The organism is Pseudomonas sp. JL2 (assembly GCF_031570495.1).
GTDB lineage: Bacteria > Pseudomonadota > Gammaproteobacteria > Pseudomonadales > Pseudomonadaceae > Aquipseudomonas > Aquipseudomonas rhizophila.
In genome coordinates, this window is record NZ_JAKUDH010000013.1 from 91072 (window position 1) to 117722 (window position 26651).

28 protein-coding genes and 1 pseudogene are annotated in these 26651 nt (G+C 60.0%); 18 read left to right on the forward strand and 11 right to left on the reverse strand.

The annotated features are described in order from the left end of the window. The first annotated feature begins 322 nt into the window (after positions 1-322). The 4 genes from MKS85_RS17540 to MKS85_RS17555 are packed head-to-tail and all read left to right on the forward strand — an operon-like array spanning position 323 to position 4462. Positions 323-1291, forward strand: a complete 969-nt coding sequence (locus MKS85_RS17540) for a glycosyltransferase family 2 protein (RefSeq protein WP_310663042.1) — start codon at positions 323-325, stop codon at positions 1289-1291. Between the two features lie 2 nt (positions 1292-1293). Continuing rightward, entirely contained in the window at positions 1294-2001 is a 708-nt protein-coding gene (locus MKS85_RS17545) for a bifunctional 2-polyprenyl-6-hydroxyphenol methylase/3-demethylubiquinol 3-O-methyltransferase UbiG (RefSeq protein WP_139050910.1), read from the forward strand. After that, positions 1998-2381 (forward strand): GtrA family protein, encoded by a 384-nt coding sequence (locus MKS85_RS17550; protein WP_076385942.1) that lies wholly within the window; start codon positions 1998-2000, stop codon positions 2379-2381. Before MKS85_RS17545 ends, MKS85_RS17550 begins: the two co-directional genes overlap by 4 nt. Further along, positions 2378-4462 (forward strand): DUF6311 domain-containing protein, encoded by a 2085-nt coding sequence (locus MKS85_RS17555; RefSeq protein ID WP_188252104.1) that lies wholly within the window; start codon positions 2378-2380, stop codon positions 4460-4462. Before MKS85_RS17550 ends, MKS85_RS17555 begins: the two co-directional genes overlap by 4 nt. Before the next feature lie 23 nt (positions 4463-4485). On the opposite strand, the gene MKS85_RS17560 is transcribed toward MKS85_RS17555, so the two are convergent. Beyond that, on the reverse strand, positions 4486-4692 hold the full coding sequence (locus tag MKS85_RS17560; RefSeq protein ID WP_188252105.1) for a hypothetical protein: 207 nt from the start codon (positions 4690-4692) through the stop codon (positions 4486-4488). Between MKS85_RS17560 and MKS85_RS17565 the strand changes: the two genes are divergently transcribed. After that, positions 4691-5056 carry a 5-carboxymethyl-2-hydroxymuconate Delta-isomerase gene (locus MKS85_RS17565; protein WP_047227950.1) on the forward strand — a complete coding sequence of 122 codons (366 nt, stop codon included), beginning with the start codon at positions 4691-4693 and terminating at the stop codon, positions 5054-5056. The genes MKS85_RS17560 and MKS85_RS17565 overlap by 2 nt on opposite strands. A gap of 70 nt (positions 5057-5126) precedes the next feature. Here the strand turns inward: MKS85_RS17565 and MKS85_RS17570 are convergent. Further along, a pseudogene (locus MKS85_RS17570) lies at positions 5127-5429 on the reverse strand (LysR family transcriptional regulator); the annotation flags it as partial. A gap of 522 nt (positions 5430-5951) precedes the next feature. On the opposite strand from MKS85_RS17570, the gene MKS85_RS17575 reads away from it, so the two are divergent. The 8 genes from MKS85_RS17575 (at position 5952) to MKS85_RS17610 (ending at position 14460) form a co-directional block, all read left to right on the forward strand. Continuing rightward, complete coding sequence (locus MKS85_RS17575; protein WP_188252106.1) at positions 5952-7334, forward strand: glutamine synthetase family protein; 1383 nt, start codon at positions 5952-5954, stop codon at positions 7332-7334. 190 nt (positions 7335-7524) lie between these two features. Then, on the forward strand, positions 7525-9174 hold the full coding sequence (locus tag MKS85_RS17580; RefSeq protein WP_188252107.1) for a phosphoethanolamine transferase: 1650 nt from the start codon (positions 7525-7527) through the stop codon (positions 9172-9174). Between the two features lie 70 nt (positions 9175-9244). Continuing rightward, entirely contained in the window at positions 9245-9886 is a 642-nt protein-coding gene (locus MKS85_RS17585; RefSeq protein ID WP_047227946.1) for a class I SAM-dependent methyltransferase, read from the forward strand. Between the two features lie 121 nt (positions 9887-10007). Then, positions 10008-11141, forward strand: coding sequence for a ribonuclease D (rnd, locus tag MKS85_RS17590; RefSeq protein ID WP_139050906.1), 1134 nt, complete (start codon positions 10008-10010; stop codon positions 11139-11141). After that, positions 11138-11431, forward strand: coding sequence for a YcgL domain-containing protein (locus MKS85_RS17595; protein WP_047227944.1), 294 nt, complete (start codon positions 11138-11140; stop codon positions 11429-11431). Before rnd ends, MKS85_RS17595 begins: the two co-directional genes overlap by 4 nt. Before the next feature lie 123 nt (positions 11432-11554). Next, positions 11555-12487, forward strand: a complete 933-nt coding sequence (locus MKS85_RS17600; protein WP_047227943.1) for a D-2-hydroxyacid dehydrogenase — start codon at positions 11555-11557, stop codon at positions 12485-12487. 262 nt (positions 12488-12749) lie between these two features. Next, a complete protein-coding gene (locus MKS85_RS17605) occupies positions 12750-13199 on the forward strand; it encodes a YcgN family cysteine cluster protein (RefSeq protein WP_047227942.1) in 450 nt (149 codons plus the stop codon). A 31-nt stretch (positions 13200-13230) separates the two neighbouring features. Further along, positions 13231-14460 (forward strand): hypothetical protein, encoded by a 1230-nt coding sequence (locus MKS85_RS17610; RefSeq protein ID WP_188252108.1) that lies wholly within the window; start codon positions 13231-13233, stop codon positions 14458-14460. 98 nt (positions 14461-14558) lie between these two features. On the opposite strand, the gene MKS85_RS17615 is transcribed toward MKS85_RS17610, so the two are convergent. The 4 genes from MKS85_RS17615 to MKS85_RS17630 form a co-directional block, all read right to left on the reverse strand. Next, entirely contained in the window at positions 14559-14936 is a 378-nt protein-coding gene (locus tag MKS85_RS17615; protein WP_047227940.1) for a DUF2892 domain-containing protein, read from the reverse strand. 76 nt (positions 14937-15012) lie between these two features. Further along, positions 15013-15483, reverse strand: a complete 471-nt coding sequence (locus tag MKS85_RS17620) for an RNA methyltransferase (protein WP_003198862.1) — start codon at positions 15481-15483, stop codon at positions 15013-15015. Positions 15484-15736: 253 nt separating this feature from the next. Then, complete coding sequence (locus tag MKS85_RS17625) at positions 15737-16111, reverse strand: YajD family HNH nuclease (protein WP_003184246.1); 375 nt, start codon at positions 16109-16111, stop codon at positions 15737-15739. 48 nt (positions 16112-16159) lie between these two features. Beyond that, the gene (locus tag MKS85_RS17630) at positions 16160-16846 is read right to left on the reverse strand and encodes a spermidine synthase (protein ID WP_047227938.1); all 687 of its coding nucleotides are present in this window, start codon (positions 16844-16846) and stop codon (positions 16160-16162) included. Positions 16847-16924: 78 nt separating this feature from the next. Here MKS85_RS17630 and MKS85_RS17635 point away from each other — a divergent pair, with 78 nt between their 5' ends. After that, positions 16925-17209, forward strand: a complete 285-nt coding sequence (locus MKS85_RS17635; RefSeq protein ID WP_076385928.1) for a hypothetical protein — start codon at positions 16925-16927, stop codon at positions 17207-17209. 160 nt (positions 17210-17369) lie between these two features. On the opposite strand, the gene MKS85_RS17640 is transcribed toward MKS85_RS17635, so the two are convergent. Both MKS85_RS17640 and MKS85_RS17645 read right to left on the reverse strand, forming a co-directional pair. Further along, the gene (locus MKS85_RS17640) at positions 17370-17843 is read right to left on the reverse strand and encodes a cyclic nucleotide-binding domain-containing protein (RefSeq protein ID WP_047228036.1); all 474 of its coding nucleotides are present in this window, start codon (positions 17841-17843) and stop codon (positions 17370-17372) included. Positions 17844-17993: 150 nt separating this feature from the next. After that, positions 17994-20048, reverse strand: coding sequence for a S9 family peptidase (locus MKS85_RS17645; RefSeq protein WP_139050904.1), 2055 nt, complete (start codon positions 20046-20048; stop codon positions 17994-17996). A gap of 179 nt (positions 20049-20227) precedes the next feature. Between MKS85_RS17645 and MKS85_RS17650 the strand changes: the two genes are divergently transcribed. From MKS85_RS17650 to MKS85_RS17660, 3 genes are read left to right on the forward strand one after another with little or no spacing between them, the layout of a single operon-like run. Then, positions 20228-20725, forward strand: coding sequence for a hypothetical protein (locus MKS85_RS17650; protein WP_047227934.1), 498 nt, complete (start codon positions 20228-20230; stop codon positions 20723-20725). A 33-nt stretch (positions 20726-20758) separates the two neighbouring features. Further along, positions 20759-21535, forward strand: coding sequence for a class II glutamine amidotransferase (locus tag MKS85_RS17655; protein ID WP_047227933.1), 777 nt, complete (start codon positions 20759-20761; stop codon positions 21533-21535). Between the two features lie 13 nt (positions 21536-21548). Continuing rightward, a complete protein-coding gene (locus MKS85_RS17660; RefSeq protein WP_047227932.1) occupies positions 21549-22091 on the forward strand; it encodes a DUF2937 family protein in 543 nt (180 codons plus the stop codon). Between the two features lie 109 nt (positions 22092-22200). Here the strand turns inward: MKS85_RS17660 and MKS85_RS17665 are convergent, their stop codons facing one another. The 3 genes from MKS85_RS17665 to MKS85_RS17675 form a co-directional block, all read right to left on the reverse strand. Continuing rightward, complete coding sequence (locus MKS85_RS17665) at positions 22201-23379, reverse strand: VWA domain-containing protein (protein WP_076385924.1); 1179 nt, start codon at positions 23377-23379, stop codon at positions 22201-22203. A gap of 36 nt (positions 23380-23415) precedes the next feature. Then, a complete protein-coding gene (locus MKS85_RS17670) occupies positions 23416-24261 on the reverse strand; it encodes a MoxR family ATPase (RefSeq protein WP_003184225.1) in 846 nt (281 codons plus the stop codon). A gap of 141 nt (positions 24262-24402) precedes the next feature. After that, positions 24403-25479, reverse strand: a complete 1077-nt coding sequence (locus MKS85_RS17675) for a DUF748 domain-containing protein (RefSeq protein WP_047227930.1) — start codon at positions 25477-25479, stop codon at positions 24403-24405. Positions 25480-25608: 129 nt separating this feature from the next. On the opposite strand from MKS85_RS17675, the gene cysK reads away from it, so the two are divergent. Then, the gene (gene cysK / locus MKS85_RS17680) at positions 25609-26583 is read left to right on the forward strand and encodes a cysteine synthase A (protein ID WP_047227929.1); all 975 of its coding nucleotides are present in this window, start codon (positions 25609-25611) and stop codon (positions 26581-26583) included. Positions 26584-26651: the final 68 nt, after the last annotated feature.

A 26651-nucleotide genomic window follows, 5' to 3' on the forward strand; every position in this document is an offset into this window, starting at 1 on the left:
GATTAATTCATTCAAGACATGCTTTGCACATGTCGCTCCAAGCCTAGCCAAGCTGATAGTTTTGGCTATGGGAAATTCGTTTCCATTCGTTATCAAATATTGCCGATGTGGATTCGGATTTGCTCCGGCGACCCTTTTCAGGAAACAGGTCATCTTGGGGGCGCGGGGCTGGATAAAGTTCCGGTTTCGTTCTTGCGTTGCCTTGTGCGGTCCTGCTTAATACATTCCGATTCAGACGTTTGTCATTGACGTCCGGTCCGGGGAACCCGGGGGCTGGGAGCCCGATGGGACTGGAAAAACCTATAAGAAAAAGAGCCATCAAGTGACTGAATATCCAGGAGCGGATCTGCAAGGATGTCTAGCGCTTTCGCTTGTCATTCCAGTTTTCAACGAAGTCCAGCCCATAGATTTGTTTATCGCCAGAGTCGATCGGGTTTTTGCGAACGAGCCGCTGGTGACCTTGGAGCTGGTGTTCGTCAATGACGGCAGTGTCGACGAAACATTGGTGCTGTTGCTGGAAAAACAGCGAGCCGACCCGCGCATCCGGATCGTCGACCTGAGCCGCAATTTCGGCAAGGAAGCGGCGCTGAGTGCCGGTCTGCAAGCGGCTCGTGGCCAGGCGGTGGTGCCGATCGACGTCGACCTGCAGGACCCGCCCGAGGTGATCCTGCAAATGATCGCCCACTGGCGCAACGGTGCCGAGGTGGTACTGGGCCATCGCATAAACCGTGACTCCGACTCTTGGGCCAAACAGGTTTCCGCCAACGGGTTCTATCGGCTGCACAATAAAATCGCCGACCACAAGCTACCGGAAAATGTCGGTGATTTTCGGCTGATGGATCGTTGTGTGGTCGATGCGCTGCAGAGCCTGCCCGAGTCCCGACGCTTCATGAAGAGCTTGTTTGCCTGGGTAGGATTTCGAACCACCGTCGTGGATTACGTCAGGCCCGAGCGTGCGGCCGGTGAAAGCAAATTCAACGGCTGGCGTCTGTGGAACTTTGCCCTGGAGGGCATCACCAGTTTCAGCACCGAACCGCTGCGTATCTGGACCTACCTGGGGCTTAGCGTCTCGCTGGTGTCCTTTTCGTTTGCGGTGTTCATTGTGCTACGGACGCTGATTTCCGGGGTCGATCTGCCAGGCTACGCCTCCCTGATGGTGGCCGTCACGTTCCTGGGCGGGTTGCAACTGATCGGCATCGGCGTACTGGGTGAATACCTGGGCCGGACCTATATCGAATCCAAACGCCGACCGGTTTTTCTGGTACGGCGCATCTATGACGCCAAGGACTGACAATGGATCTCAAGGAAACCGACATCCTGGGGCCCGATATCGGGCAGCATTGGTACTATCGTTCCAAGGCGCGCGCCATGCTCCACATGCTCAAAGGCACATCGGCCAAAACACTGCTGGATGTGGGGGCCGGATCGGGCTTTTTTTCCCATCACTTGTTGTCCCATACCGAGACGGCCCGGGCCTGGTGCGTGGACATCAGTTACCCGGCCGACTCCGATGCCAGCACCGCCGGCAAACCCGTCCACTACCGGCGCGCTATCGACGCGCTGGACGCGGATCTGGTGTTGTTGATGGATGTGTTGGAACACGTGGACGATGACATGGGCTTGCTCAAGGCTTATGTCGACAAGGTGCCCTCTGGCACCCGCTTCCTGATCACCGTGCCGGCGTTCCAGTTTCTCTGGAGCGGGCATGATGTGTTTCTGGAACACAAGCGTCGTTACACCCTCGGGCAACTGGAGGGGGTCGTGGCCCAGGCGGGTTTGCAGGTGCACAAAAGCGCTTACTATTTCGGCCTGGTGTTTCCAATCGCCGCCGCCGTGCGCCTGTTGCAACGCAACACGTCCGGCGCGCCGGCCAGCTCGCTCACTCGGCATCATCCGCTGGTCAATGGCGTGTTGAAGTCGCTGTGCAGCCTGGAGCTTGCGTTTATGGGCGCCAATCGCGTGGCCGGCCTGACGGTGTTCTGTCTGGCACAAAAACCATGATCTGGACGCGGTCGCCGTTGCTGCGACGTGGGCTGCGGTTCGCCATGACGGGCTTGTTCGTGACCGCTGTGCATGTGTTGGCTGCCGTGTTGTTTGTGCACCTGATCCTGGCCAGCCCGCCGTTGGCCAACGGTTTTGCGTTTGTGGTGGCAACCGTGGTGTCTTACCTGATCAACACGCTTTGGAGTTTCTCCAGCCGATTGCATGGCCGCACGCTCGGCCGTTTCGTGGTGGTGTCGATCGGCGGATTCTGGCTGGCGATGCTGGTGGCCTGGGTGGCGCAGAGCGCGGGGCTGAATTACCTGGCGGGCATTGCTGCCGTGGCGCTGATCATCCCGGTGTTTACCTTCATCTTGCATAATTTCTGGACGTATCGATGACCGTTCGTGGCGAGCGTTATCTGGTTTCCCTGTTGCCCGTATTGCTGGGCGTGCTGGCGTTTCTGATGGTCATCGGCCCTCGGGTGTTGAACCCGACGAATATCGCCTGGCTGGGGGAGGGCGATGCGGCGACTCATTATCTGGGATGGGCGTTTTTCCGTGATTCGCCCTGGACCTTTCCGTTGGGCATGAACCCTTCCTATGGCTTGGAGTTGGCCAACGGGATCATTTTTTCCGATTCCAACCCGCTGCTGGCGTTCATATTCAAGCCCTTCAATGCTTGGCTTCCCGAGACGTTCCAGTATTTCGGGCTGTGGCTGCTGGCGTGTTTTGTCCTGCAGGCCTGGTTTGCCTGGAAGCTGGTGGGGCTGCTGACGCCTTCGGTCTGGATCAGGTTGTTGGGGGCCGGGTTGTTCGTGTTTTCGCCCCCGATGTTTCTGCGCATGGGAGGGCATCTTTCCTTGTCCGGGCATTTCCTGATCCTGGCGGCGCTGTACCTGGCGTTGCGGCCCGGTCTGCAAAAGCGACGCCTGGCCTGGGGCGTGCTATTGGCCGCGACGGCGCTGGTGCATGCCTATCTGTTGGCGATGGTGGCATTGATCTGGCTGGCTGATCTGGCCAGCAAAGCCATCAAGGGTCGGTTACCCCGGCGCAATGCCTTGATTGAGCTGGCCGGGCTGTTTCTGCTGGTCGCATTCTGCTGCTGGCAAGCGGGTTATTTCAGTGTGGGCGGCGGGACCGTGGCGGGTGGTTTTGGCTTGTATCGTCTGAATCTCTTGTCGGTGGTGAACCCCAGCGGCTGGTCATACGTATTGCGCGACATGCCCCAGGGACCCGGGGACTACGAGGGTTTCAATTACCTGGGTTTGGGGGTGCTGATGCTGGCGATCTGCGCCGGCGTGGCACTGCTGCAAGGCAACACCGGCCTGGCGGAGGCCGTGCGTCGCAGACCTCTATTGCTGTTGGCGCTGATCGGGCTGACGCTTTTTTCACTGACCAACAAGCTCGGTATTGGCATGCTGGATGTGCATTACTGGTTGCCGAAAACCATCGAGCAGTTGGCGAACGTCTTTCGCGCGGCCGGTAGAATGTTCTGGCCGGTGTTCTACATTCTCGTGTTTACGCTGATCTTTTTGGTGGTCCGGGGCAATAAGCCACGAGCTGCGGTGTGTCTGCTGGCTGTCGCCCTGGTGGTGCAGGTTCTGGATACCCGCAGCGGGTGGGCAGGCCTGCGCAAGAGCCGGATGATGCCGACCGCCTCGAGCTGGCCGACGCCCCTGGCCGATCCGTTTTGGGCCAGCGCGGCAAATCACTACGCCAAGGTCCGGTCGTTGTTGCCGCAGAATCAGCCGGACAACTGGCTGTTGATCAGCCAATACGCCCAGAACCATGGTCTGGAAACCGATAGCGTGTACTTGGGGCGGATGGGCACTCGGGAGATCGAACACGCTCAACGGCACGCAGGCCAAATGCTCGCCACCGGTCAGTATGAAGCGGATTCCCTCTACATTCTCGACAGCCGCACCGCGCTCGAAGCGATCAAAACCGTTAATCGTCAGACCGATCTGCTGACCCGTCTTGATGGCCTCGTGGTGCTGGCACCGGGATGGAAGACCTGTACCCAATGCCCACCGATAGCGCAGGAGACGCTGGACGTGCAGGTCAAGCCAGGTGAGCGCCAGGTGTTCAACCGAATAAACGCGATGTTGGTCAGCGGCTGGGGGCGCGTCGAAGATTGGGGCACCTGGTCGGAAGGTGCTCAGGCAGAGCTTGTATTGCGTGTACCCCCTGAGGCCCGCGCCCTCTCGATCGAAGCTGCGGCGTTCGTACAGCCCCTGCATACCAGGCAGAGAATCGAGGTCTCGATCAATGGCGTTGCGGCCCTGTCGACGCAACTGACCCGCATGCAGGAGAACACCCTGGAGCTGTCATTGAGCCCGGCCATCCGCGAAGCGATTGCCGCAGATGGGCAGGTGCGTGTGCAGTTTCATCTACCCGACGCGGTCAGTCCCAAGGCGCTGGGGTTGGGGAGCGACGAGCGAGTCATGGCGTTGGGGCTGAAGTCTCTGACGGTGAATTAAGCCGGACGTCTTTATCGTGTGCTTCAAGGTTTTTTGCGCAGCGCCGAATGCACAATTTGAGGCTGTTTTTCGAAACGCTGATACGGCTGGAAGCGTTCATGCGTGAGCGCGCCGGCGCGGTGCAAATTCTGCTGCGCGAAACAAAAACCTGCGTCAGCCAAGTAAAGTCGAGGTATGGTTGCGACGGCTGAAACCACATCGTCATATTTTCGAACAGGAGTCGAACACATGCCTCACCTGCACATGGAGTACACCGCCAACCTGCCCAAGTTTGACGAGGGTGTCGTACTGCTGCGTCTGAATAATACGCTGGTGGCCTCCGGTCAGTTCGCTGCCGAGTCGGACATCAAAAGCCGGGCTGTGAAAATCGAGAATTTCCTGGTGGGCACCCTTTTCGAAAAGCGCGGTTTCGTGCACGTGAAGCTGGCCTTGTTGAGCGGCCGTTCGCCAGAGGTCAAGAAGCAGTTGGCCGAAAAACTGTTGGAGGTGATCCAGGAGGTGGGCGAATGGCCGGCTGACGTTTCCGTGCAACTGTGCGTGGAAATCCTCGACATCGACCGAGGCCCCTATGCCAAGGCTGTCGTCGGCGCCTGAGGGTCAGGTGCTATCAGCGGCCTGGCTGCACGGCGTTTCAAGGTGAATCCCGACAAGCCTTCAGGCGCTTGATGGTTTGCCGGGTGGGATCAACCGTGGCCGCACCGGCATGGCACAGGTTGATACTCTGCAAGATGGCGCGCACATGCTTGTACATGCCCTCGGCTTTATAAGTGGGGCGCATGCCAGTGCGGGTGTTGATGAACAACTCGTCGTCGAAACAGGTCCGCAGTTTCTTGAGGCAGTAGCTGACCGTTGACTGGCTGACACACAACGCCTCGGATACACCGGTGACGCTGCTTTGCTCGTACACAGCGTTAAACACCATGAGGTCTTGCATATCGAGTTTTCTGAGGGAGTTACTGTTCAGCATCCGTTCTGTCTCTCTCTGTGCTCCTTGCGCGGATCTTGCGCAAACCAGACCTTTGATCCTAACGGAACGATCGTCCCAGGAGAATGCCAGGCGAGCGGTTTCACGGTCGCGAGTGGGACAGATAATGTAATGAACACGACGGATCGTTCAGCATTCGATTCTCTGGCCGATTGTTTAGCTCGTTGCGATCCAAGCTCCATCAAATCAAGGTTTAACCGGCTTTGGTGACGTGGGACTCTGCCAGGGTGTGTTTCCTGTGATGTCTTTTATGGACGGTTGGCCCGCAGCAATCCAATACCCTTCATTCGCCGCAATGGGGCCGGTGGGCAGGTTTATGTCCGGGGTCTCTCCCACGCTGTGTGCGCTACCCTCTGAACTGGCTTTTTGGGCACTCTGGCATTGTCGCCACGCCCGTCCTCCAGATACTTGTATTTCCTGTTGATCCTAAACAGTGTTCGTTGATCGCGAGCACAGGCTGACGGTGCTTTGTCGCCCGTCCGACATGAAAATACGAGCGTTCTCATGAGTTCTGCCCACCTCTCTTTTGCCCCCCTGCATCAAGCCCAGGCGTTCCTGGAGCAAAATCCGGATATTGAGCTGTTCGAGCTGTTTATTCTCGACAGCAACGGTGTGCCTCGGGGCAAACTGCTGCACCGGGATGAGTTGCTGGCGCTTTACGAAAGTGGGCGGCCCTTGCCCAGTACCATTCTCGGGTTGACCATCAATGGCGACGACGTGGAAAACTCCGGGCTGGTGTGGGATGTTGGCGACATCGATTGCCGGGCTTATCCCATCAGCGGCAGCTTGCAGCGAATGCCCTGGCGGCTGATCCCCACTGCGGCAGTGCAGGTCAGCATGCATCCTCAGGAAGGCATGCCCGCGACCATCGCCGATCCGCGTTATTTGCTCAGCCAAGTGATCGACGCTTTGCAGGCCGATGGCTATTACCCGGTGATGGCGGCGGAGCTGGAGTTTTATCTGTTGGACGCGCAGCGCGACAGCCAGGGCCGGCCGCAACCGGCGCGGGACGCTGATGGCGGCCGACCCGGTGCCACGCAGGTCTATGGCTTGCGCGAGCTGGAACAGATCGAACCGTTCCTGGCGGACCTCTATTCCGCCTGCAAGTCGCAGGGGATCCCGGCCCGAACGGCCATTTCCGAATACGCGCCGGGCCAGGTGGAAATCACCCTCGAACACCGCACCGATGCCTTGCAGGCCATGGATGAGGCGGTGCGCTACAAACGTCTGGTCAAAGGCGTGGCGCATAAACACGGCATGCAGGCGTGTTTCATGGCCAAGCCTTTCGCGGAACTGGCAGGTTCGGGCATGCACATGCACGTCAGCCTGGCGGATAGCGAGGGCCATAACCTGTTTGCCAGCGAAGCCGCCGATGGCACGCCGCTGCTGCGTCATGCGGTGGGCGGGATGCTCGACACGTTGCTCGACTCACTGCTGATTTTCTGTCCGAATGCCAATTCCTATCGGCGCTTCCAGAGCAACAGCTACGCGCCGCTGGCAGCAACCTGGGGCGTGGACAATCGCACCGTGAGCCTGAGGATACCGGGCGGGCCGGCGTTTTCGCGGCATATCGAACATCGTATTTGTGGTGCCGACGCCAACCCGTACCTGGCCGCCGCAGCAATACTGGCCGGCATCCATCGTGGCATTCGTGAACAGTGCGATCCCGGTGCGCCAGTGGCGGGCAACGGCTATGCCCAGGCGAGCGAATTGCTGCCCACCGACTGGCTCACCACCTTACGCACGCTTGAGGCCTCGACCTGGGCCAGGCAAGCCTTCGGCGATGAGTTCCTCAGGGTGTACCTGGCGGTCAAACGCGCCGAATACCGTCAGTTCATGGGCGAGGTCGGAGAGCAGGACTGGCGTTGGTACATCCATCAGGCTTGAACTGAGCCACAAGCTGCACGTCGGATCGGACGTGCGGCTTGCTACTTGAAAAATTATTTAATGGCAACTTTTTCACGAAAAATTGATAGTGCCCTGCCTAAAGTTTGTGTTGCCGTAGCACAGTAGTTTTTCAAACTTTCCTGCGGTATTTGCTTTCCCTAGCGCAACTTCCAGGAAACTTTAAAACCTCATGCTGACCATTAAACCCGTGCGCCCCGAGTGGGTGACGCTGGTCGCCAGTGTCTTTTTATTAGTGGGCTTCAACGTTGTGCTCTGGCAGCACCTGCATACCATTACGGCAGGTGACGGCGGGGGCGTGCTGATCGGCGTGGCGTTTGCGGTGCTGGTGTTGTTCGCCTTCAACCTGGTGCTGACACTGGTAGCGTTCCGTGGGCTGCTCAAGCCTGTGCTGATGTTGCTTTTTCTGATCAGCGCCGGTGTGGCGTACTTCATGGCTCAGTATGGCGTGCTGATCGATGCCGGGATGTTTCGTAACTTTGCTGAAACCAATGCCACAGAGGTGCGTGATTTACTGTCGTTAAAGTTGTTTACCTACCTCGGTTTATTAGGCGTTTTGCCGTCCTGGTTGTTATTTAAAACGCCGATCAGCTATCGCCGCTGGCCCAAAGAACTGTTAAGCAAGTTAGTGGTGAGTGGGGTGTCGGCGGCGGTGATCGGCATGGTCGCCCTGGCCAATTACCAAGGGTTGTCTTCATTGTTTCGCAATCATCATGAATTGCATTTGATGGTGGTACCGAGCAACTACATCGGTGCGTCGATCGGGTACTTGCGTGAACAGGTCGCGTCGGCCAAACAGCCCTTCATCACCTTGGGTGAGGATGCGAGTCGTAATCCGGTCTGGCAAACACATGCCCGCAAGTCCCTGACCGTACTGGTGGTGGGGGAGAGCGCCCGTGCCGAGAACTTCGGCATTCTGGGCTATAACCGCGATACCACGCCGCAACTCAATCAAGAAGCCGGCCTGATCGCCTTCACTGATGTGCACTCCTGCGGTACGGAAACCGCGGTATCGGTGCCGTGTATGTTTTCCAACATGGGCCGCAAGAACTACGACGCCAGCAAGGCCAGGAACGAAGAAGGCCTGCTCGATGTGCTCAAGCGCGCCGGGCTGGAGGTGATCTGGCGTGACAATCAGTCGGGCTGTAAAGGCACTTGCGACCGGGTCACTGTGCAGGATGTCAGCAATCTCAAAGACCCGGCCCTGTGCGCCAACAGTGAGTGTCGCGACGAAATTCTGCTCCAGGGCCTGCAGCATTTCATCGACACCCTCGACAAGGACACCGTACTGGTGCTCCACCAAATGGGCAGTCACGGCCCGGAGTACTTCAAGCGCTATCCCAAGCAATACGAACATTTCACCCCAGTGTGCCAAAGCAATGCGCTGAACAATTGCAGCCGCCAGAGCATCGTCAACGGCTACGACAACACGCTGGTGTACACCGACCATGTGTTATCGACCCTGATCGACCTGCTGCGGGCCAATCAGGACAAGGTCGACACAGCGATGCTGTACCTGTCCGACCACGGCGAGTCCCTGGGCGAGTACAACCTGTTTCTCCATGGCACGCCCTACATGCTCGCCCCGGAACAACAGAAACACGTGGCGATGCTGGCCTGGTTTTCCGACAGCTATCAGAAGTCCTTCTCCGTCGACACCCATTGCCTGCAACTGAGCCGGGACAAGCCCTTGAGCCAGGACAATCTGTTTCATTCGATGCTCGGGCTGCTGGAAGTCAACAGCAAGGTCTACAACCGGGACCTGGACCTGTTTGCCGGTTGCCGTGGCGCGGTCATTGACGGGGTATTGGCCCGGCAGTGAGCGCCTCGACTTTTTTTTCACGTACGGGTGGTTAGCCTGTTCCTATTCATCTTTCCCAAGAGCGGTTGGTATGTCTGGGCAACCCCCATCCCCCGTAGAGATCGAGTTCGCCAGGCATCATGACCGGGAACACGCGCGCATTTGCCGTCAAGCGGCGCCCAGGCGACTGCGCCTGGCGTTCTGGCGTGACGAGCAATTGGTCCGCAATGCCTTGAAAGCCGCAGGAGAACCGGGGCTGGTGCTGGATGTGACCTGTGGCGCGGGCCGGTTCTGGCCGGTGCTGGCCGAACATGCCAACCGGGTGATCCTGGCGGCGGACCCCTCGCCAGACATGCTCGATCACGCCCGCACCCACCATGGCGGCGCGTTGCTGGAGCGGGTCACGACCTTTCCCAGTTCGGCATTCACCCTCGGCCTGTCGGCTAACGCGGTGGACTGTATTTTGTGTCTGCAACTGTTTCGGCACGTCAAGGCCAGTGAGCATCGGCTGGCGCTGTTGCGCGAATTTCATCGGGTCAGCCGTGACACGGTGATTGTGTCGGTGCAAATTGAAGGTCGCCTCAACATCGGACCTGCACCGCACCGCGGCTTGGCCGACAAGGCTGAAGTTGAAGCCGAGTTCCGCCAGGCCGGTTTCACCCTGCTGTGGTATCAGGATTTTCTGCCTGGGTTTGCGCTGACGCGGGTTTATGCGTTGTGCAAGGCCGGTTAATTCCCGATGTAGGACTATTCTTGCCTTCGCGCAGGCGATTTCTCTCAGGCTCCCGCTCTATGGATGCTCGCAATCGCTGACGGCGATATATACTGCGCGCCATTCTTCAAGGGAGAGCCGTGTGGCCATCGATATTCACTGGATTCGCGACAACGATAGCCTCGGTCAGTTTTGCGCCCAATGGCAGCAGTTGCCATTCGTCGCCCTCGACACTGAATTCATGCGGGTCGACACGTTTTATCCCATTGCCGGTTTGTTGCAGATCGGCGACGGCGAGCGTGCCTATCTGATCGACCCCTTGACCATCGACAACTGGAAGCCCCTGGCCGCGTTGCTGGAAAACCCGGCAGTGCTCAAGGTGTTGCACGCCTGCAGCGAAGACCTTGAAGTGCTGCTGCGCTTGACCGGCAGCCTGCCTGCGCCGCTGTTCGACACTCAATTGGCCGCCGCCTACCTGAACCTGGGTTTTTCCATGGGTTATTCCCGGCTGGTACAGGACGTGTTGGGCATCGACTTGCCCAAGGGCGAAACCCGCTCTGATTGGTTGCAAAGACCCCTGTCGGAAACGCAGATCAGCTACGCCGCTGAAGATGCAGTGCATCTGGCGGAAGTTTTCGTACAGCTACGCCCGAAGCTTTCTGACGAAAAATACGCCTGGGTCCTGGAGGATGGCGCCGAGCTGGTGGCCAACCTGCGTCGCGAAGTCGACCCCTATGAGGTTTATCGCGAGGCCAAGCTGGCCTGGAAACTTTCCCGTGCCCAACTGGCCGTGCTGCGCGAGCTATGCGCCTGGCGCGAGCGGGAAGCGCGGGCTCGTGACCTGCCGCGTAACCGGGTCATTCGCGAGCATTCGCTGTGGCCCCTGGCCCGCACTCAGCCGGATAACCTCGGTGCGTTGGCGAAAATCGAAGACATGCACCCGCGTACCGTGCGCCAGGACGGCGAGTTCCTGCTGGAGCTGATCAAACGCGCCGCCAGCGTGCCGCCCGAACAATGGCCGCCAGCCGTGGCCGAGCCCTTGCCCATTGAGGCTTCGGCGCTGGTCAAGCGTCTGCGGGCACTGGGGCAGGTTGAGGCCGAGCGCCTGGGAATCGCCCCTGAACTGATGCTGCGCAAGAAAACCCTCGAGGCGCTGATCAAGAGCGGCTTTCCCGAGGGCCCTTACCAATTGCCCGATTCGCTGCGTGGCTGGCGCCGCGAATTGATGGGCCAGGCGCTGCTCGACAGCCTGGCCACCGCCGGAGAACAGCCTTGAAACGTATCTGCTCGATCTACCGAAGCTCGAAGAAAAACGAGATGTACCTGTATGTGCTCAAAAGCGATGCCCTGGAGCGTGTGCCCGAGCCCCTGATGGCTGCCTTTGGCAAGGCGATCCATGCCTTTGACCTGGTGCTGAGCCCCGAGCGCAAGCTGTCGCGGGAAGACATCAACCTGGTGCTGGAAAACCTCGATACCCAGGGTTATCACTTGCAGATGCCACCGGCTGAAGACGAATACATCGAGCATCTTCCGGAAGAGTTGCTGCGACGCAACGACCCGGTCTGACGGTACCCCGAGGCACCTTTCCCGGGCCTCTTGAAACACTGGAATGGTTTATTGGCGATGGCCGCAAGGATGGAGCGACACTCTGTCGGCGGTCGTCTGCATAGTTTTTGAAAGGTTTGATCCATGCGCGTTCTGATTGCCGAACACGATCACGCGGTGTACGCCCAGCTTCTGCGACAGGCTGCACCCGATATCCAAGTCCTGACCAGTGGCGACTCCGCCGAACTGTCGCGACTGGCCGCCGACTGCCCGGTCTGGCTGGGCCAGCCCGATCTGCTGGCCACCCTGTTGCGTCAAGGCCATCAGCCCCAGTGGCTGCAATCGACCTGGGCGGGCATCACGCCGCTGCTGGCCGAGGGCTTGACGCGTGATTATCGCCTGACCCGTGCGGTGGGCATTTTCGGCCAGGTGATGGCCGAGTACGTCCTTACCTATATGCTCGGTCATGAGCGCGAGGTGCTGGCGCGGCTGGTCAGCCAAGTCGAGCGCAAGTGGGACAACCGTCAGGGCCAGAGTCTGGCCGGGCGCAAGGCACTGATCGTCGGGACCGGCGATATCGGCCAGCGGGTAGCGCAGTTCCTACTGCCGTTTGGTGTGCAGCTGTATGGCATTGCCAGCGAGGCCCGTGAGCTGGCGCCGTTCATCGAGGTCGGGGCGCTGAAGGATCTGCCGCGCATGGTGGGGGAGGTGGATTATGTGATCAACCTGCTGCCCAACACGCCGGACACCCACGATATATACGACGCGACGCTGTTCAGGCAATTCAAGCCCACCGGGCTGTTCATCAATGTCGGGCGCGGCGTGGCCGTGGTCGATGCCGATCTGGTGCAAGCCTTGAAGGAAGGGCACCTGGCCGGCGCCGTCATTGACGTTTGCCGCCAGGAGCCGTTGCCACAGCGGCATCCTTTCTGGACGGCCTGGGGCCTGCTGTTGACCGGCCATAGCTCGGCACCGACGTCGCCGGCGATGATGGTGCAGTTGTTCCTGGAAAACCTGCGGGCCTACCAGGCCGGCGAAACCTTGCGCGGGGAAGTGGATTTCGATCGGGGATATTAGACCGAGCCAATCAACTTGTGGGAGCGAGCCTGCTCGCGATAGCGGTTTGCCGGTCGGCATCAATGCTGGCTGATCCGGCGCTATCGCGAGCAGGCTCGCTCCCACAGTGATCTTCAGCGGTCACCCCATCGATGTTCTCGGCCAATCCATTTACGGACTTCGCCAACACAACGTCCTACCGACAGTCGCCCATGCTTGGCCTGAAGAGGCCCCGGCACTAGACTGACGGCCTTTTCACCATCTGATGCTGATTGCTTGAGCCATGGCCGCCAAAGTCGAACCGTTCTGGATACGTAAAACCCTCGATCAGCTTGATGCGCAGGAATGGGAATCGCTGTGTGACGGCTGTGGCCTGTGCTGCCTGCAAAAACTCGAAGACGAAGACGACAACAGCGTCTACTACACGCGCATCGCCTGCAAATTGCTGGACTTGAAAACCTGCCAGTGCACCGACTATTCCCGGCGCCGCGACTTTGTTCCCGATTGCATCCAGCTCACACCGGGCAAGGCCGATGAGTTCAAATGGTTGCCACCGACCTGCGGTTATCGCCTGGTCAGTGAGGGCAAGGATCTGCCGTTATGGCACCACCTGGTCTGTGGCGATCGCGATGCCGTGCACCACGAACGCATTTCCCAATCCGGGCGCATGCTGGCCGAAGGCAGCGTGCCCGAGGACGATTGGGAAGATCATCTGATTTTTCGCGCCGGCTGAATGCCGGGCATCGCACCATCAGGGAGAACCCATGGCAGCAGGATTGAAAAGGATGCTCGCAGCCGGGCTGTGGGCGGTGTGCGGGCCGCTGTGGGCGGCGCAGAAAGTCGATCTGGATTATCACGTGCACCTGTTGCCGCAAAGCGATCAGGCCGAAGTGCGCCTGACCCTGGCTCGGGGTTCGGCAGTGCGCAGCCTGGACTTCGACCTCGGCGATGGCAGCCGCTACAGCCACTTCAAGGCCGACGGTCAATGGCAGCTCATCCCGGGCAATGAGACACGCGGCGTTTGGCGTCCCAGTGCCGACAAGGCGAGCCTGAGCTATCGCGTGCGCATCAGTAATACTCGCAAGAACGGTACGTTTGAAACCCGTATGACCCCGGGATGGGGGCTTCTGCGCGGCGACGATCTTGTGCCGCCGGCCAAGTTGGATCAGCAGGATGGCACTGAGCTGGTGTCACGTTTGCAATTTGAACTGCCCGACGGCTGGAAAAGCATCGAAACGGCCTGGCCGCGCATCGGCAAGCAACGCTTTCGCATCGACAACCCCGCGCGGCTGTTCGATCGTCCCACCGGCTGGATGCTCGCCGGCAAACTCGGCAGCCGGCGCACACGCCTGGGAGAGACCGAGGTGACGGTGGCCTCACCCCAAGGCCAGGGCATGCGCCGGATGGATGTGCTGACGCTGCTGACGTTCGTCTGGCCGCAAGTGCAGGCGTTGGTGCCGCGTCATCCCGGCAAGCTGCTGATCATCGGCGCGTCAGACCCGATGTGGCGTGGCGCCCAGGCCGGGCATGAATCGATTTATCTGCACAGTCGTCCGCCGCTGGTCAGCGAACGCGGCAATAGCCCGATGTTGCGCGAGTTGGTGCAGATGCTGGCGCGGGTCAACGATCGTGAGCGCAGTGACTGGATCAGCGAAGGGCTGGCCGAGTATTACGCCATCGAATTGCTGCGTCGGGCGGGCGGCATGAGTGATGAGCGCTACCAGAGCCTGAACGACCGGTTGGCTCGGGACAGCAAAGGCGTCAGCACCTTGCGTGGCGAGCAGGTCCGCCCGGCGACGGTGGCCAAGGCGGTGTTGCTGTTGCAGGAGCTGGACCGCGAGATTCGTTTGAAAACCCGCAACAAGCGCTCGCTCGATGACGTGCTGCACGCCGCCATGCGTCTGGAGACGGTTGATACCCAGGAGTTTGTCCAGCTCAGCGAGAGCGTTCTGGGGGAGAGTTCTACTGTGCTGGATACTCGGTTACTTCAGTAATACCGCTATCGCGAGCAGGCTCGCTCCCACATTGACCAGCGTTGCACTCAAAATGTGGGAGCAAGGCTTGCCCGCGATGGGGCCATCAGCCAATAAAATCAAAGCCCAACCTTCGGCGAACTCAACGAATCATTCCCCGTCACTGTAGCCGTGCTGGTCGCGGCCTCGGCGCTGGCTTTCATGCGGCTCAGCTCATCACCGGCCTGCTCGATGCGGGCACGGGCGTGGTGCAGGTTCTGACGATTCTTTTCCAGCAAGGTCTTGGCCGAGCAGTGCCCGGTGATGCCGCGCGCCAGGGCCATGCCGCCGATCGCCAGTTGGGCCAAACCGATCACGCCGCCACGGCGCAAGCCCTTGCCCATCATCAGGACTCCGCCGGCCAATGAGCCAATGCGTTCCCAGCCATGCACGTTTTGCGGCGGATGAGATTGGAAAGGGGTGGTCTCAATCGGCTCGAACGGGTTGTTATCGCTCATGATCTGTCTCCGGTGTGGGGTTGGTATAAAACTGACTGCCCGAGCGATTCCCTTGTTCAATCCAATTGCGCACCGATCAGCGGAATTGCGGCCCCGAACGGGTGTTATTGCCTTTGGCCATGCGGTCGTACAACACGACGTTGACCGTGGCCGCCAGGTTCATGCAACCGGTGGTGGGGATGTACACCACGTCTTCGCACCAGTCACGGATGTCTTTATCCAGCGAGCCATCTTCCGGGCCGAAGATATACAGCGCCCGGTCCGGGTGAGTGTATTCGGGCAAGGGACGAGCACCTTCGACCAGTTCCACGGCCACTGGCACACAGCCCAGGGGCAGGATTTTTTTCAGGTCATCGATGCCGATCAACGGGATGTCGTAGTGGACTTTCTTGGTGTCAGTGACGAAGTCCGCGGCGCGCTCATAGCGTTTGCCGGTGTAGAACACCGATGCCACGCCGTAGCAGCCGGCGGCGCGCATGACCGAACCGACGTTTTCCGGAGACTTGGGGTTGAACAGACCGATGCAGCTGTAGCGTTTGTTGGCCACGGGCGGGGTGCCTTTGGGGAAAAGGCGCGATTATACGGGGATTGGAAGAGGGGGGGCAGCTTGTAGATTGATGGTGATCGTTTGATTGCCATCGCGAGCAGGCTCGCTCCCACAGTGGATTCGTGTTGTTCGCAAAATCCTGTGGGAGCAAAGCTTGCTCGCGAAACAGCCGGCTCGGATTCTGAAAGACCGCATCGGCTTCATCGCGGGCAAGCCTTGCTCCCACATAAATCCTCTCGCCACAAATGGCTGGCTACTCGTCCTTTTTCATCAACCCGGCCAGTGCGGCGAACGGGTTGTGGGTCGCCTTGGCGATTTTCGGGGTGCTCAGGGAGCCGTCGCCGAAATATTGCTGGTCGGTGTAACGCGAGTGTTCGTTGTCGTGGCAGTACAGGCACAGCAGTTCCCAGTTGGAACCGTCCTGCGGGTTGTTGTCATGGTTGTGGTCGCGGTGGTGAACGGTCAGTTCACTCAGGCGCTTGCCGGAAAACTCACGGGCGCAGCGGCCACAGACGTGGGGGTACATTTTCAGGGCTTTGTCGCGGTAACCCATTTCCCGGTCACGCTGGGCATCGGCGAGGATGCGATCCAGCTTGGCGGTGTTGGACGGTGGCGTTGACGAACTCATGGGTTCACCTTTGTAAAAAAGACTGATGACGGTTGAACAGAGTTTAGCTCAGCCCTTGAGCTTCTCGGCAATCCAGATGGTGTGGCGGGTGCCTTTGTTGCCGTGGGCGAAGACTTGCACCTCTTCGGCCTTGAAGCCGGCCTTTTTCAGCTTGTCGGAAAACTGCCGGTCGGCGCTGGCCGACCATACGGCCAGCACACCCTTGGACCGCAGGGCCTTGGCGCAGGCGGCCAGGCCGCCGGCTGAATACAGCCAGCTGTTGGCTTTCTGCGTCAGGCCTTCGGGGCCGTTGTCGACGTCCAGCATGATGGCGTCGAAGCCCTGGGGTTCGGCTTGCAGCACCTTGGCCACATCTTCCATGCGGATCACGGTACGCGGGTCCGACAGTGGGCGACCGGCCTTTTCGCCCAAAGGGCCACGGTTCCACTCCACCACGCCGGGCACCAGTTCGGCCACCACCACTTCGGCATTTTTGCCCAGGTGCTTGAGCGCCGAGGCCAGCGTGAACCCCATGCCGAGGCCACCGATCAGTACGCGCGAGCCGGGACGGCCGGCAACCTTGCGGCAAGGAATCTCGGCCAGGGCGTCTTCGGACCCGTGCATGCGCGTATTCATCAACTGCCCGCCGTCACCGCCCTGGATCTTGATGACGAAGTCGTCGCCATACTCGAACAGGCACAGGGCACCGCCGTTGTCAGGGATGGGGGTGGTGTCCAGTAGAACGAAACGTTTCATGGATGTCTCATGCAAAGGAAGGGCAAAGCGGCGCGGTAAGGACTAGCCTGAAGACAGACAATCGCCACGGAGCCATTGATGAAGCGCACCATTCTAACGGCCATTGCCCTGGCAGCGCTCTCGATAAGTTGGGTGCAGGCCCAGCAGCCCACGATTCCGGTGAGCCCACCGAGCATTCCCGGTTCCCCCGGCACCCCCACACCGATGCCATACCCGCCGGTCACGCCCAGCGGCGTACCCACGCCCAGCCCCGGAAGCGGACCGCCGTTGCTGCCGCCAATCGAAATGCCCAAGCCGCCCAAGGACCAGCCGATACCAGGGATGGAGCCAAAACCACCGAAGGCCAAGTCGCCGGGGGGGTAGGCCCAATGCTTGTTAATGAGATCACTGAATGGCAAAAAACTTGTGGGAGCGAGCCTGCTCGCGATAGCGATAAACCAGTCAACATTGATGTTGGCTGATCCGACGCTATCGCGAGCAGGCTCGCTCCCACAGGTTCTGCATTTCAACTGATAGAGGAGAGCTAAACCTGCTGCGACAACAACTGCCCATCGGCCATGCGCAGGCGCTTGGACAGGGAAACGGCGAGGGCGCGGATGATCTTGGCGGCGATCTTCGGTGCATCGTTGAGCATTTTTTCCAGGGAATCCTTGCCCAGGTTCAGCAATTGGCAATCACTGGCGGCGATGCAACTGGCCGAGCGCCGTTCTCCGTCCAGCACCGCCATTTCCCCGAATGCCCGGCCGCTGCGCAGCGTGGCGATGGTGACGGGTTGACCGTCGGGGCCGGTTTTCTGCACGGCCACTTGCCCTGAATGGATGATGCACATGAAGCTGCCGGCATCGCCCTCGCGGAAAATCGCTTCCCCTTGGGCAATGGCGCTGATGCTGAAGTAGCCCGACGCCGCGGCGAAGTCGACAGGCTGCAACTGGTCGAACAGGCCGCAGTCCATCAGCCAGTCGCGGATTTCGTTGTTCAGTAAGGTTGGTTCTGACATGTCGTCACGGTCTTTTTCTTGTGTCTGGGGCGGTTGCAAGGGTTTGGATGTAAGGCGATTCCTTTGTGGGAGCAAGGCTTGCTCCCACATTGGGTGGTGGTATCAGAGCCCTGCGCATGCAGCTAAGACCCGGCCATCCCACGGAGTTCCTCAGACCAACCCCAAAACCTTCAAAACAAATGCATATTCGAGGGCTACGTCACGTAACCCCTGGTAGCGCCCGCTCATTCCGCCGTGGCCGGCGCCCAGTTCGGTCTTGAGCAGCAAGGGATTGTCATCGGTCTTGGTGGCGCGCAATTTCGCCACCCATTTGGCTGCTTCCCAATACTGCACGCGGCTGTCGTTGTAACCGGCGATCACCAGCAGCGCCGGATACGCCTGGGCGCTGACGTTTTCGTACGGGGCATAGGCCCTGATCCGATCATAGACGGCGGGCTCCTCGGGATTACCCCACTCGTCGTATTCGGTGACGGTCAGCGGCAAGTCCGGGTCGAGCATGGTGTTAAGCACATCGACGAACGGCACTTCGGCAATCGCGACCTTGAACAGATCCGGGCGTTGATTGAGCACCGCACCGATCAACAAGCCACCGGCACTGCCGCCGCTGATCGCCAGTTGATCGGCGCGGGTGACGCCATTGGCGATCAAATGCTCGGCGCAGGCGATGAAGTCGCTGAAGGTGTTGTGTTTGTGCTCCTGCTTGCCGGCGCGATACCAGGCTTCCCCCAGCTCACCGCCACCACGCACATGGGCAATGGCAAACGCCACGCCGCGATCGAGCAGGCTCAGGCGCCCATGGGAAAACCACGGATCGAGGCTCTCGCCATAGGCGCCGTAGCCATACAGGTACAGCGGCACCGGCTGGCCGAGGGCCTGGCGCTTGACCACCAGGCTGATGGGCACCTGCGTGCCGTCTGGTGCCGTCGCCCACAGCCGCTGGCTCACGTAGTCATCGGCATCGAATGGACCCAGGACCGGGGTTTGCTTGAGTACGACCTGTTCGCCGCTGGCCAGGTCCAGCTGGCGAATCTGTGCCGGACGGTTCAGCGCCTCGTAGCGCAAGCGAATGCGGGGGCTGACGAACTCCAGGCTGTTCTGCACATGCAGGCTGTAGGCCGCGTCCGGCAGTTGCACCCGATACGCCGGCAAACCCTGTGGGTGAACTTCGATGATGGGCAGGCCGCCTTCACGCAGGCTCAGGGTCATGGCGCTGGCGTTCAGGCTCAGGCCGTCGATCATCACCGTGTCGCTGTGGGGGATCAGGTTCTGCCAATCGGCCTCGGTCGGCGCCAGGCCCGTGTCGGCAGCCTGGTACAGCGCGAAGTTGATCCCGTCGCGGTTACTGCGGATCAACCAGCTCCACTGACCGTCGAGCAAACCATGGTCGACGTCGTATTCATGGTTTTCCACCCGTGGCGCCAGGCAGGTGAAAGGCTGGTCTGGCTGTGCGGCGTCCAGGACCCAGACTTCACTGGTGGTTTTGCTGCCCAGGGACAGGATCAACTGTTTTTCCGAACTCGAACGGTAGCAATGCAGGAAAAAACGTCCGTCCGGCTCATGGAACACTTCTTCGGCCGCCGTTCCGTCCAGGCGATAGCGCCACAGTTTGTGCGGGCGATGGGTGTCATCCAGCTCACCAAAGAACAGCGTCAGGCTGTCATTGGCCCAGGTCATGCTGCCGTCGCAATCCTCAAAGGACAGTTCACTGACTTTGTCATTGGCCAGCTCTTTGACGAACAGGGTGTAAATCTCGTCGCCAGTGGTGTCCAGGCTGTAAGCCAGACGCTGGTGGTCGGGGCTGATGCTGAAGGCACCCAGGGAAAAGAAACCGCCGCCAGCCAGCACGTTAGGGTCCAGCAACAATTGCTCGCGGCTTTCATCCACCGTCAGGCTGTCGTCCACCGGACGCGGGCAGCGGTAGTGACGTGGGTATTCGTCCCCGGCCGTGGTGCGGGTGTAGTACAGGTACGGACCCCAAGGCGAAGGCAGGGACAGATCCGTCTCCAGGATCCGGCCCTTGATTTCCTGGAACAGGGTTTCGCGCAGTTCGGCCTGGTCAGCCAGTTGCGCGTCCTGATAGCTGTTTTCAGCCTTGAGGTAGTCGAGCACGGCGTCGGTGTCGCGCTCCTGCAGCCAGGCGTAGGGATCAACACCGGGGTCCCTGCGGGCAATCGGGGCGTTGCAAACGTGGGCAGATAGGGGCATGAAAGGCTCTCGAACGTTGTACGAAATAGGGACTGATGGCCGGTGTGGTTAGTTCGGTCAGCCACCTGCGGCGGCAGAAATTAACCGACAGATACTGCGGCACAGACCACTCGACAGACGCCGGGGCAGCCTGACGAGCGAAAAGCCGTTACTATAAGCGCCTATTTGCCTGCCTTGCCATGGACACCATGACCGAGAACGACTATCTGATCGCCTGGGGCCTCTATGCCTTCGCCGCCCTGGGCTGCCTGCTGGTATGGATGCGCATGACCCGCTGGATCTGGCGCTGGTTGCGCGAGCCCCTGCGCCTGTTGATGGCGGTGTTGCTGTTCAGCCCCACTATCGTCGACCCCGTGAAGGAACAGGTTGCTCCGGCCCTGGCCATCGTTGCCCTGGACGTGCTGTTCAAGGTCGGCAACAACGCCTGGCGTGCGGTATCCGATCTGTTCATGTACGGCATGATCGTCTTTGGTCTTTATTTGATCTTCGTGCTGATCCGCTTCCCCATCGAGCGTGCAGCCAGCGCTCGCAAGGAAAAAGCCGCTGCCGCCAAAGCCGCCGCCGCTGCCGATGAACTACAGGATGAGCAGCCGTTCGGCGTGGCGGGTGATGACCGTTACGGTCGCCCGCCAGTACCGAGCAACCCTCAGCGTTCGCGCATCGAACCGCGGCTGTAGCCAGGCTTGTCCCATTGAAGCGAGGGTCCGAGCATGTGTGAGTTACTGGGCATGAGCGCCAACGTGCCGACCGATATCGTGTTCAGCTTCACCGGGCTGATGCAGCGTGGCGGCAAGACCGGACCGCACCGGGACGGCTGGGGCATTGCCTTCTATGAAGGTCGTGGCCTGCGCCTGTTCCAGGACCCGGCCGCCAGCAGCGAGTCGGAAGTGGCGAACCTGGTGCAGCGCTATCCCATCAAGAGCGAAGTGGTGATCGGGCACATTCGCCAGGCCAATGTCGGCAAGGTCTGCCTGTCCAACACCCACCCGTTCGTACGTGAGTTGTGGGGCCGCAACTGGTGCTTCGCTCACAATGGCCAACTCGCCGATTTCCAGCCGGGCGCAAGCTTCTATCGTCCGGTGGGCGATACCGACAGCGAGGCGGCGTTCTGCGATTTGCTCAATCGCGTGCGCCAGGCGTTCCCGGAACCGGTGGAGGTGGAGCAACTGTTGCCGTCGTTGATCCAGGCCTGCACCGAATACCGCAGCAAGGGCGTGTTCAATTGCATGCTCAGCGATGGTGACTGGCTGTTCTGCTTTTGCTCGACCAAACTGGTCCAGATCACCCGTCGCGCGCCGTTCGGCCCGGCGCGGCTCAAGGATGTGGACGTGATCGTGGATTTCCACGCCGAAACCACGCCCAATGACGTGGTCACGGTAATTGCCACCGAACCCTTGACTGAAAACGAAACCTGGACCCGCTACGAACCGGGCCAATGGAGCCTGTGGCGGCGCGGCGAATGCGTCAGCCATGGCCAGACCGAATAAGGACTTCACGATTATGTTGCTCAGTTATCTACGGCTGGTGTTGTTCGCGGTAGGCCTGTTGGTGGGGGTGCAGGTGCCCGGTTTCATCAGCGATTACGCCAAGCGGGTCGAGGCGCACCTGATCGAAGCGCAGACAGGACTGAAAGGCTTCCAGGGCACCGCCAACCAGTTTTTCAAGGGCGACATGCAAGCGCTGGTGGCTCACTACCGTGCCAGCGAAGACCCGATCTTTCGCAGTGATGCTGACAGCCTGAACACCTTGCTCGTCCGTCAGCAGGCGTTGGACAAGCAATTCCAGGCAATGCAGGGGCCGTGGTACATCCGTTTGCTGCAAGTGGCACTGGCCGCTGACCCGGAAATTCGCAAGGAAACCTGGAACGGCTACAGCTACCAGATTCTCCTGACCCCCGAAGCGATGATCTGGGGCCTCAGTGGTGCCATGTTGCTGTCGTTTGGCCTGGAGTGCCTGTTCCGCCTGATCGACTGGGTGGTGCTGGGCGGCAGGCGTCTGCGCCAGAGCCGACCGATTGAAGAGCGCGATTTGCGCGGGCTGTAACATCGCTCGGAGGCTGAAAGCATCGCGAGCAGGCTCGCTCCCACATTGGACTCGAGACCCTGTGGGAGCGAGCCTGCTCGCGATGAGGCCCTAAAGGGCAGAAAAAATCTTACTTGGAAAGAAACCGCATCCCTTCTTCCAGCCCTCGCAAGGTCAGCGGGAACATGCGGTCCTCCACCAGTTCGCGCACGATGTTGGTCGACGCGGTGTAGCCCCAGGTGTCCTTCGGGTATGGATTGATCCAGATGAGTTTCTTGTACTTCTCCATGAAGCGCTGCATCCAGACATACCCCGGTTCTTCGTTCCAGTGCTCGACGCTACCGCCGGCCTGGGTGATTTCATACGGGGCCATGGCGGCGTCGCCGATGAAGATCACTTTGTAATCGGCGCCATACTTGTGCAGCAAGTCTTGGGTCGAGGTGCGTTCGGAAGTGCGGCGCAGGTTGTTTTTCCACACTGATTCATAGACGAAGTTGTGGAAGTAGAAGTACTCCAGGTGCTTGAACTCGGTCTTGCAGGCCGAGAACAGTTCTTCGCAGATTTTTACGTGGGCATCCATCGAGCCGCCGATGTCGAACAACAACAGCAACTTGACGGTGTTGCGTCGCTCCGGGCGCATCTGGATATTCAGAAGGCCGGCGTCCCGGGCGGTGTGGTCGATAGTGCCATCGATGTCCAGTTCTTCGGCGGCCCCCTGGCGGGCAAACTTGCGCAGGCGGCGCAGGGCGACCTTGATATTACGGGTGCCCAGTTCCACCTGGTCGTCCAGATTCTTGTACTCGCGCTGGTCCCAGACCTTTACGGCTTTGCCCTGGCGCTTGCCGGCGTCACCGACGCGGATACCTTCGGGGTTGAAACCGCCGGAGCCGAACGGGCTGGTGCCGCCGGTGCCGATCCATTTGTTGCCGCCGGCATGGCGTTCCTTCTGTTCTTCCAGGCGTTTCTTGAACTCCTCGATCAGCTTGTCCAGGCCGCCCAGGGACTGGATCTGCGCCCGCTCTTCGTCGGTCAGCGAGCGCTCGAACTCCTTGCGCAGCCAGTCTTCGGGAATCAGCGCCTGGAGATGATCATCGAGTTTCTCCAGGCCATTGAAGTAGGCGGCGAACGCCCGGTCGAATTTATCGAAATGCCGTTCATCCTTCACCAGGATCGCCCGGGACAGGTAATAGAACTCGTCCATGTCGGCGAAGATCACCCGCTGTTTCAGGGCGTTGATCAGGTCCAGCAGTTCACGCACCGACACCGGCACCTTGGCGGCGCGCATTTCATTGAACAGGTTAAGCAGCATGGCAATCGCCCTCGCTCTTGTTGAAACGAAGAGGGTTCAGCGGGTGCCACGGCGGCTCATGAACGCCAGGCGCTCGAGCAGTTGCACGTCCTGTTCATTCTTGACCAGGGCACCGGCCAGAGGCGGAATGGCCTTGGTTGGGTCGCGCTCGCGCAGCACCGCTTCGCCGATGTTGTCGGCCATCAGCAGCTTGAGCCAGTCCACCAGTTCGGAGGTGGAAGGTTTTTTCTTCAGGCCCGGCACCTTGCGCACGTCGAAGAACACGTCGAGCGCTTCGCTGACCAGGTCTTTCTTGATATCCGGGTAATGCACGTCGACGATTTTCTGCAGGGTGACGCGGTCGGGGAAGGCGATGTAGTGGAAGAAGCAGCGGCGCAGGAAGGCGTCCGGCAGTTCCTTTTCGTTGTTGGAGGTAATGATGATGATCGGCCGCTGTTTGGCCTTGATGGTTTCATCGGTCTCGTAGACGTAGAACTCCATCTTGTCGAGTTCTTGCAGCAGGTCGTTGGGGAATTCAATGTCGGCCTTGTCGATCTCGTCGATCAGCAGAATCACCCGTTCTTCGGACTCGAACGCTTCCCAGAGCTTGCCCTTCTTCAGGTAGTTGCGCACGTCGTGCACCTTGTCCACGCCCAACTGCGAGTCCCGCAGGCGGCTGACCGCATCGTACTCGTAGAGGCCTTGATGGGCCTTGGTGGTGGACTTGATGTGCCAGGTGATCAGGCGCGCGCCGAAGGATTCAGCCAGTTGTTCGGCCAGCATGGTCTTGCCGGTGCCCGGTTCGCCCTTGACCAGCAAGGGACGTTCCAGAGTGATGGCGGCGTTGACGGCCAGCTTCAGGTCATCGGTGGCCACGTAGGCGCTGGTGCCTTCGAACTTCATCTGTAATTTCCTCGAACGTGACGCCGGCCTGACGAGGCGGGGCGCGCGAAATAAATGTCGTGCCCGACTATAACGCGGTGCCCCGCCGACTGTGAACGCAGACGCTGTATTCAGTCTCTGAATGGAGCGTCACATGTTGACTCAGTCGGCCGACGGCGGCGGCTGCTCATACCGGGCATTGAAGGCCTGGACGAAACCGTTGCGCAGGATCTGCAGGAAGGCTTCGAAGGCGCTGATGTCCTGCTGATGGACATTGCCGCTGAGTTCCACCCGGGTGGCAAACTGGTTCTTGCGCTGGTTCTTCAGGGCCGTTTCGCCCGCGCCCACCAAGGCCTCCCAGACCGAACGGAAGATGTTCTTTTTCTCGTTTTCCACATCCTGCTGCCAGTCGAACACGTCAACGTCGCGCAATAGCGGTTTGATGTAGCCGCTGAGCTGGGCGTTCTCGGCTTCTGCCTCCACCACCAGATCGCCATGGCCGGCATTGAAATCGAATTTGCCATAGGCCGCGGCGAAATCGTTGAGGCGCTTGAGTTCGATGTCCCTGGCGCGCAAGCGGAAGTCGAAATCCTCGAAGTCGCTCAACGGGTCGAAGGTCGCCTGCACCTCCAGCGGCGCATGTTCGGCCACCAGGGCCTTGCCCTCGAAACGGGCGTCGCGCTTGCCTTCGGTGTCGACCACGTTGGTCAGGTTATAGAAGCTGGCATTGACGTCGGTAGCCCGCAGGTTCACGGGCGGCTTGGAGTTGAAGTTGCGGAACGTCACCTTACCGTCCCGGATCCGCACTTCGTTGAAGGTAATGGGCAGCAACTTGCTCAGTTGCTCGCGCCAGTTGGTGCCCCGACCGGTCTGGGAGTTCTGCCGGTCGGCTCCGCCGTCGACGAAATTCACTTCGGGACGGACGAACTCCGCCTCGGCCACCACCGCATGGTCGTACCACAGCGAATGCCAGCTGACCGACAAGTCGATCAGTGGCGCCTCGACAAATGGCACAGGAACCTTGCCGTCGACCTTGACGATCTCCAGGCCGTTGATCCGGTAGGCCCCGCGCCAGAGCGCCAGGTCCACATCGGTCACCTGGCCGCGGTAGTCACCCATGTCGGCCAGTTTGTCGTTCAGGTAGTCGCGCACCAGGAACGGCAAGGTGAAATGCAGGGCCACCAGCACCGCAACGATGGCGGCGAAAGTCCACAGTGGCCAGCTGTATCGACGCTTCATTTCAGTCAGTCTCCCGCGTTGTTAAAACATTGACTGTTGTAACAACTGGAACGTTCGGTGCAACTGGACGCCCATGGGCAACAGGCATACCTTTAAGCGCTAAATCCCCGCTGCATTAAGGACCCAGTCATGAGCCGCATATTCGCTGACAACGCCCATTCCATCGGCAATACGCCACTGGTGCAGATCAATCGCATTGCCCCGCGTGGCGTGACCATCCTGGCCAAGATCGAAGGGCGCAACCCAGGTTACTCGGTCAAGTGCCGGATCGGCGCCAGCATGATCTGGGACGCCGAAAGCTCGGGCAAGCTCAAGTCCGGCATGACCATCGTCGAGCCGACTTCCGGCAACACCGGGATCGGTCTGGCGTTCGTAGCCGCCGCCCGCGGCTATAAGCTGATGTTGACCATGCCGGCCTCCATGAGCATCGAGCGGCGCAAGGTACTCAAGGCCTTGGGCGCGGAGCTGGTGCTCACCGATCCGGCCAAGGGCATGAAGGGTGCCATCGAGAAAGCGGCCGAAATCCTCGCCAGCGACCCCGCCAAATACTTCATGCCGCAGCAGTTCGATAACCCGGCCAACCCGGCCATTCATGAAAAAACCACCGGCCCGGAGATCTGGAACGACACCGACGGCGCTGTGGATGTGCTGGTGGCGGGCGTCGGCACCGGCGGGACCATTACCGGGGTTTCGCGATACATCAAGAACACCTGCGGCAAACCGATTCTGTCGGTGGCGGTGGAGCCTGTGGTTTCGCCGGTGATCACCCAGGCGATGGCGGGGGACGAGATCAAGCCCAGCCCCCACAAGATCCAGGGGATCGGTGCCGGTTTCGTGCCGAAAAACCTCGATCTGTCGATCGTCGATCAGGTCGAGCGGGTTACGGATGAGGAGTCCAAGGCCATGGCCCTGCGCCTGATGCAGGAGGAGGGAATCCTGTGCGGCATTTCCTGTGGCGCGGCGATGGCTGTAGCCGTGCGCCTGGCGGAAAAGCCGGAAATGCAAGGCAAGACCATTGTCGTGATCCTGCCGGATTCGGGTGAGCGCTACCTGTCGAGCATGTTGTTCAGTGATCTGTTCACCGAGCAGGAGACTCAGCAGTAATCGTGCCCCCCAGCGACTGGTGAGCGAAGGTTATTGTGGCGAGGGGATTTATCCCCGTTGGACTGCGC

Coding starts and splice junctions, on each gene's coding strand:
- MKS85_RS17645 (WP_139050904.1), bottom strand. CDS start 20,048: ATGCCCCTATCTGCCCACGTTTGCAACGCCCCGATTGCCCGCAGGGAC.
- MKS85_RS17560 (WP_188252105.1), bottom strand. CDS start 4,692: ATGTGTTCGACTCCTGTTCGAAAATATGACGATGTGGTTTCAGCCGTC.
- MKS85_RS17580 (WP_188252107.1), top strand. CDS start 7,525: ATGCTGACCATTAAACCCGTGCGCCCCGAGTGGGTGACGCTGGTCGCC.
- MKS85_RS17650 (WP_047227934.1), top strand. CDS start 20,228: ATGGACACCATGACCGAGAACGACTATCTGATCGCCTGGGGCCTCTAT.
- MKS85_RS17585 (WP_047227946.1), top strand. CDS start 9,245: ATGTCTGGGCAACCCCCATCCCCCGTAGAGATCGAGTTCGCCAGGCAT.
- MKS85_RS17670 (WP_003184225.1), bottom strand. CDS start 24,261: ATGAAGTTCGAAGGCACCAGCGCCTACGTGGCCACCGATGACCTGAAG.
- MKS85_RS17615 (WP_047227940.1), bottom strand. CDS start 14,936: ATGAGCGATAACAACCCGTTCGAGCCGATTGAGACCACCCCTTTCCAA.
- MKS85_RS17565 (WP_047227950.1), top strand. CDS start 4,691: ATGCCTCACCTGCACATGGAGTACACCGCCAACCTGCCCAAGTTTGAC.
- MKS85_RS17660 (WP_047227932.1), top strand. CDS start 21,549: ATGTTGCTCAGTTATCTACGGCTGGTGTTGTTCGCGGTAGGCCTGTTG.
- MKS85_RS17605 (WP_047227942.1), top strand. CDS start 12,750: ATGGCCGCCAAAGTCGAACCGTTCTGGATACGTAAAACCCTCGATCAG.
- MKS85_RS17630 (WP_047227938.1), bottom strand. CDS start 16,846: ATGAAACGTTTCGTTCTACTGGACACCACCCCCATCCCTGACAACGGC.
- MKS85_RS17640 (WP_047228036.1), bottom strand. CDS start 17,843: ATGTCAGAACCAACCTTACTGAACAACGAAATCCGCGACTGGCTGATG.
- MKS85_RS17610 (WP_188252108.1), top strand. CDS start 13,231: ATGGCAGCAGGATTGAAAAGGATGCTCGCAGCCGGGCTGTGGGCGGTG.
- MKS85_RS17575 (WP_188252106.1), top strand. CDS start 5,952: ATGAGTTCTGCCCACCTCTCTTTTGCCCCCCTGCATCAAGCCCAGGCG.
- MKS85_RS17625 (WP_003184246.1), bottom strand. CDS start 16,111: ATGAGTTCGTCAACGCCACCGTCCAACACCGCCAAGCTGGATCGCATC.
- MKS85_RS17635 (WP_076385928.1), top strand. CDS start 16,925: ATGAAGCGCACCATTCTAACGGCCATTGCCCTGGCAGCGCTCTCGATA.
- MKS85_RS17675 (WP_047227930.1), bottom strand. CDS start 25,479: ATGAAGCGTCGATACAGCTGGCCACTGTGGACTTTCGCCGCCATCGTT.
- MKS85_RS17550 (WP_076385942.1), top strand. CDS start 1,998: ATGATCTGGACGCGGTCGCCGTTGCTGCGACGTGGGCTGCGGTTCGCC.
- MKS85_RS17665 (WP_076385924.1), bottom strand. CDS start 23,379: ATGCTGCTTAACCTGTTCAATGAAATGCGCGCCGCCAAGGTGCCGGTG.
- MKS85_RS17600 (WP_047227943.1), top strand. CDS start 11,555: ATGCGCGTTCTGATTGCCGAACACGATCACGCGGTGTACGCCCAGCTT.
- cysK (WP_047227929.1), top strand. CDS start 25,609: ATGAGCCGCATATTCGCTGACAACGCCCATTCCATCGGCAATACGCCA.
- MKS85_RS17655 (WP_047227933.1), top strand. CDS start 20,759: ATGTGTGAGTTACTGGGCATGAGCGCCAACGTGCCGACCGATATCGTG.
- MKS85_RS17545 (WP_139050910.1), top strand. CDS start 1,294: ATGGATCTCAAGGAAACCGACATCCTGGGGCCCGATATCGGGCAGCAT.
- MKS85_RS17555 (WP_188252104.1), top strand. CDS start 2,378: ATGACCGTTCGTGGCGAGCGTTATCTGGTTTCCCTGTTGCCCGTATTG.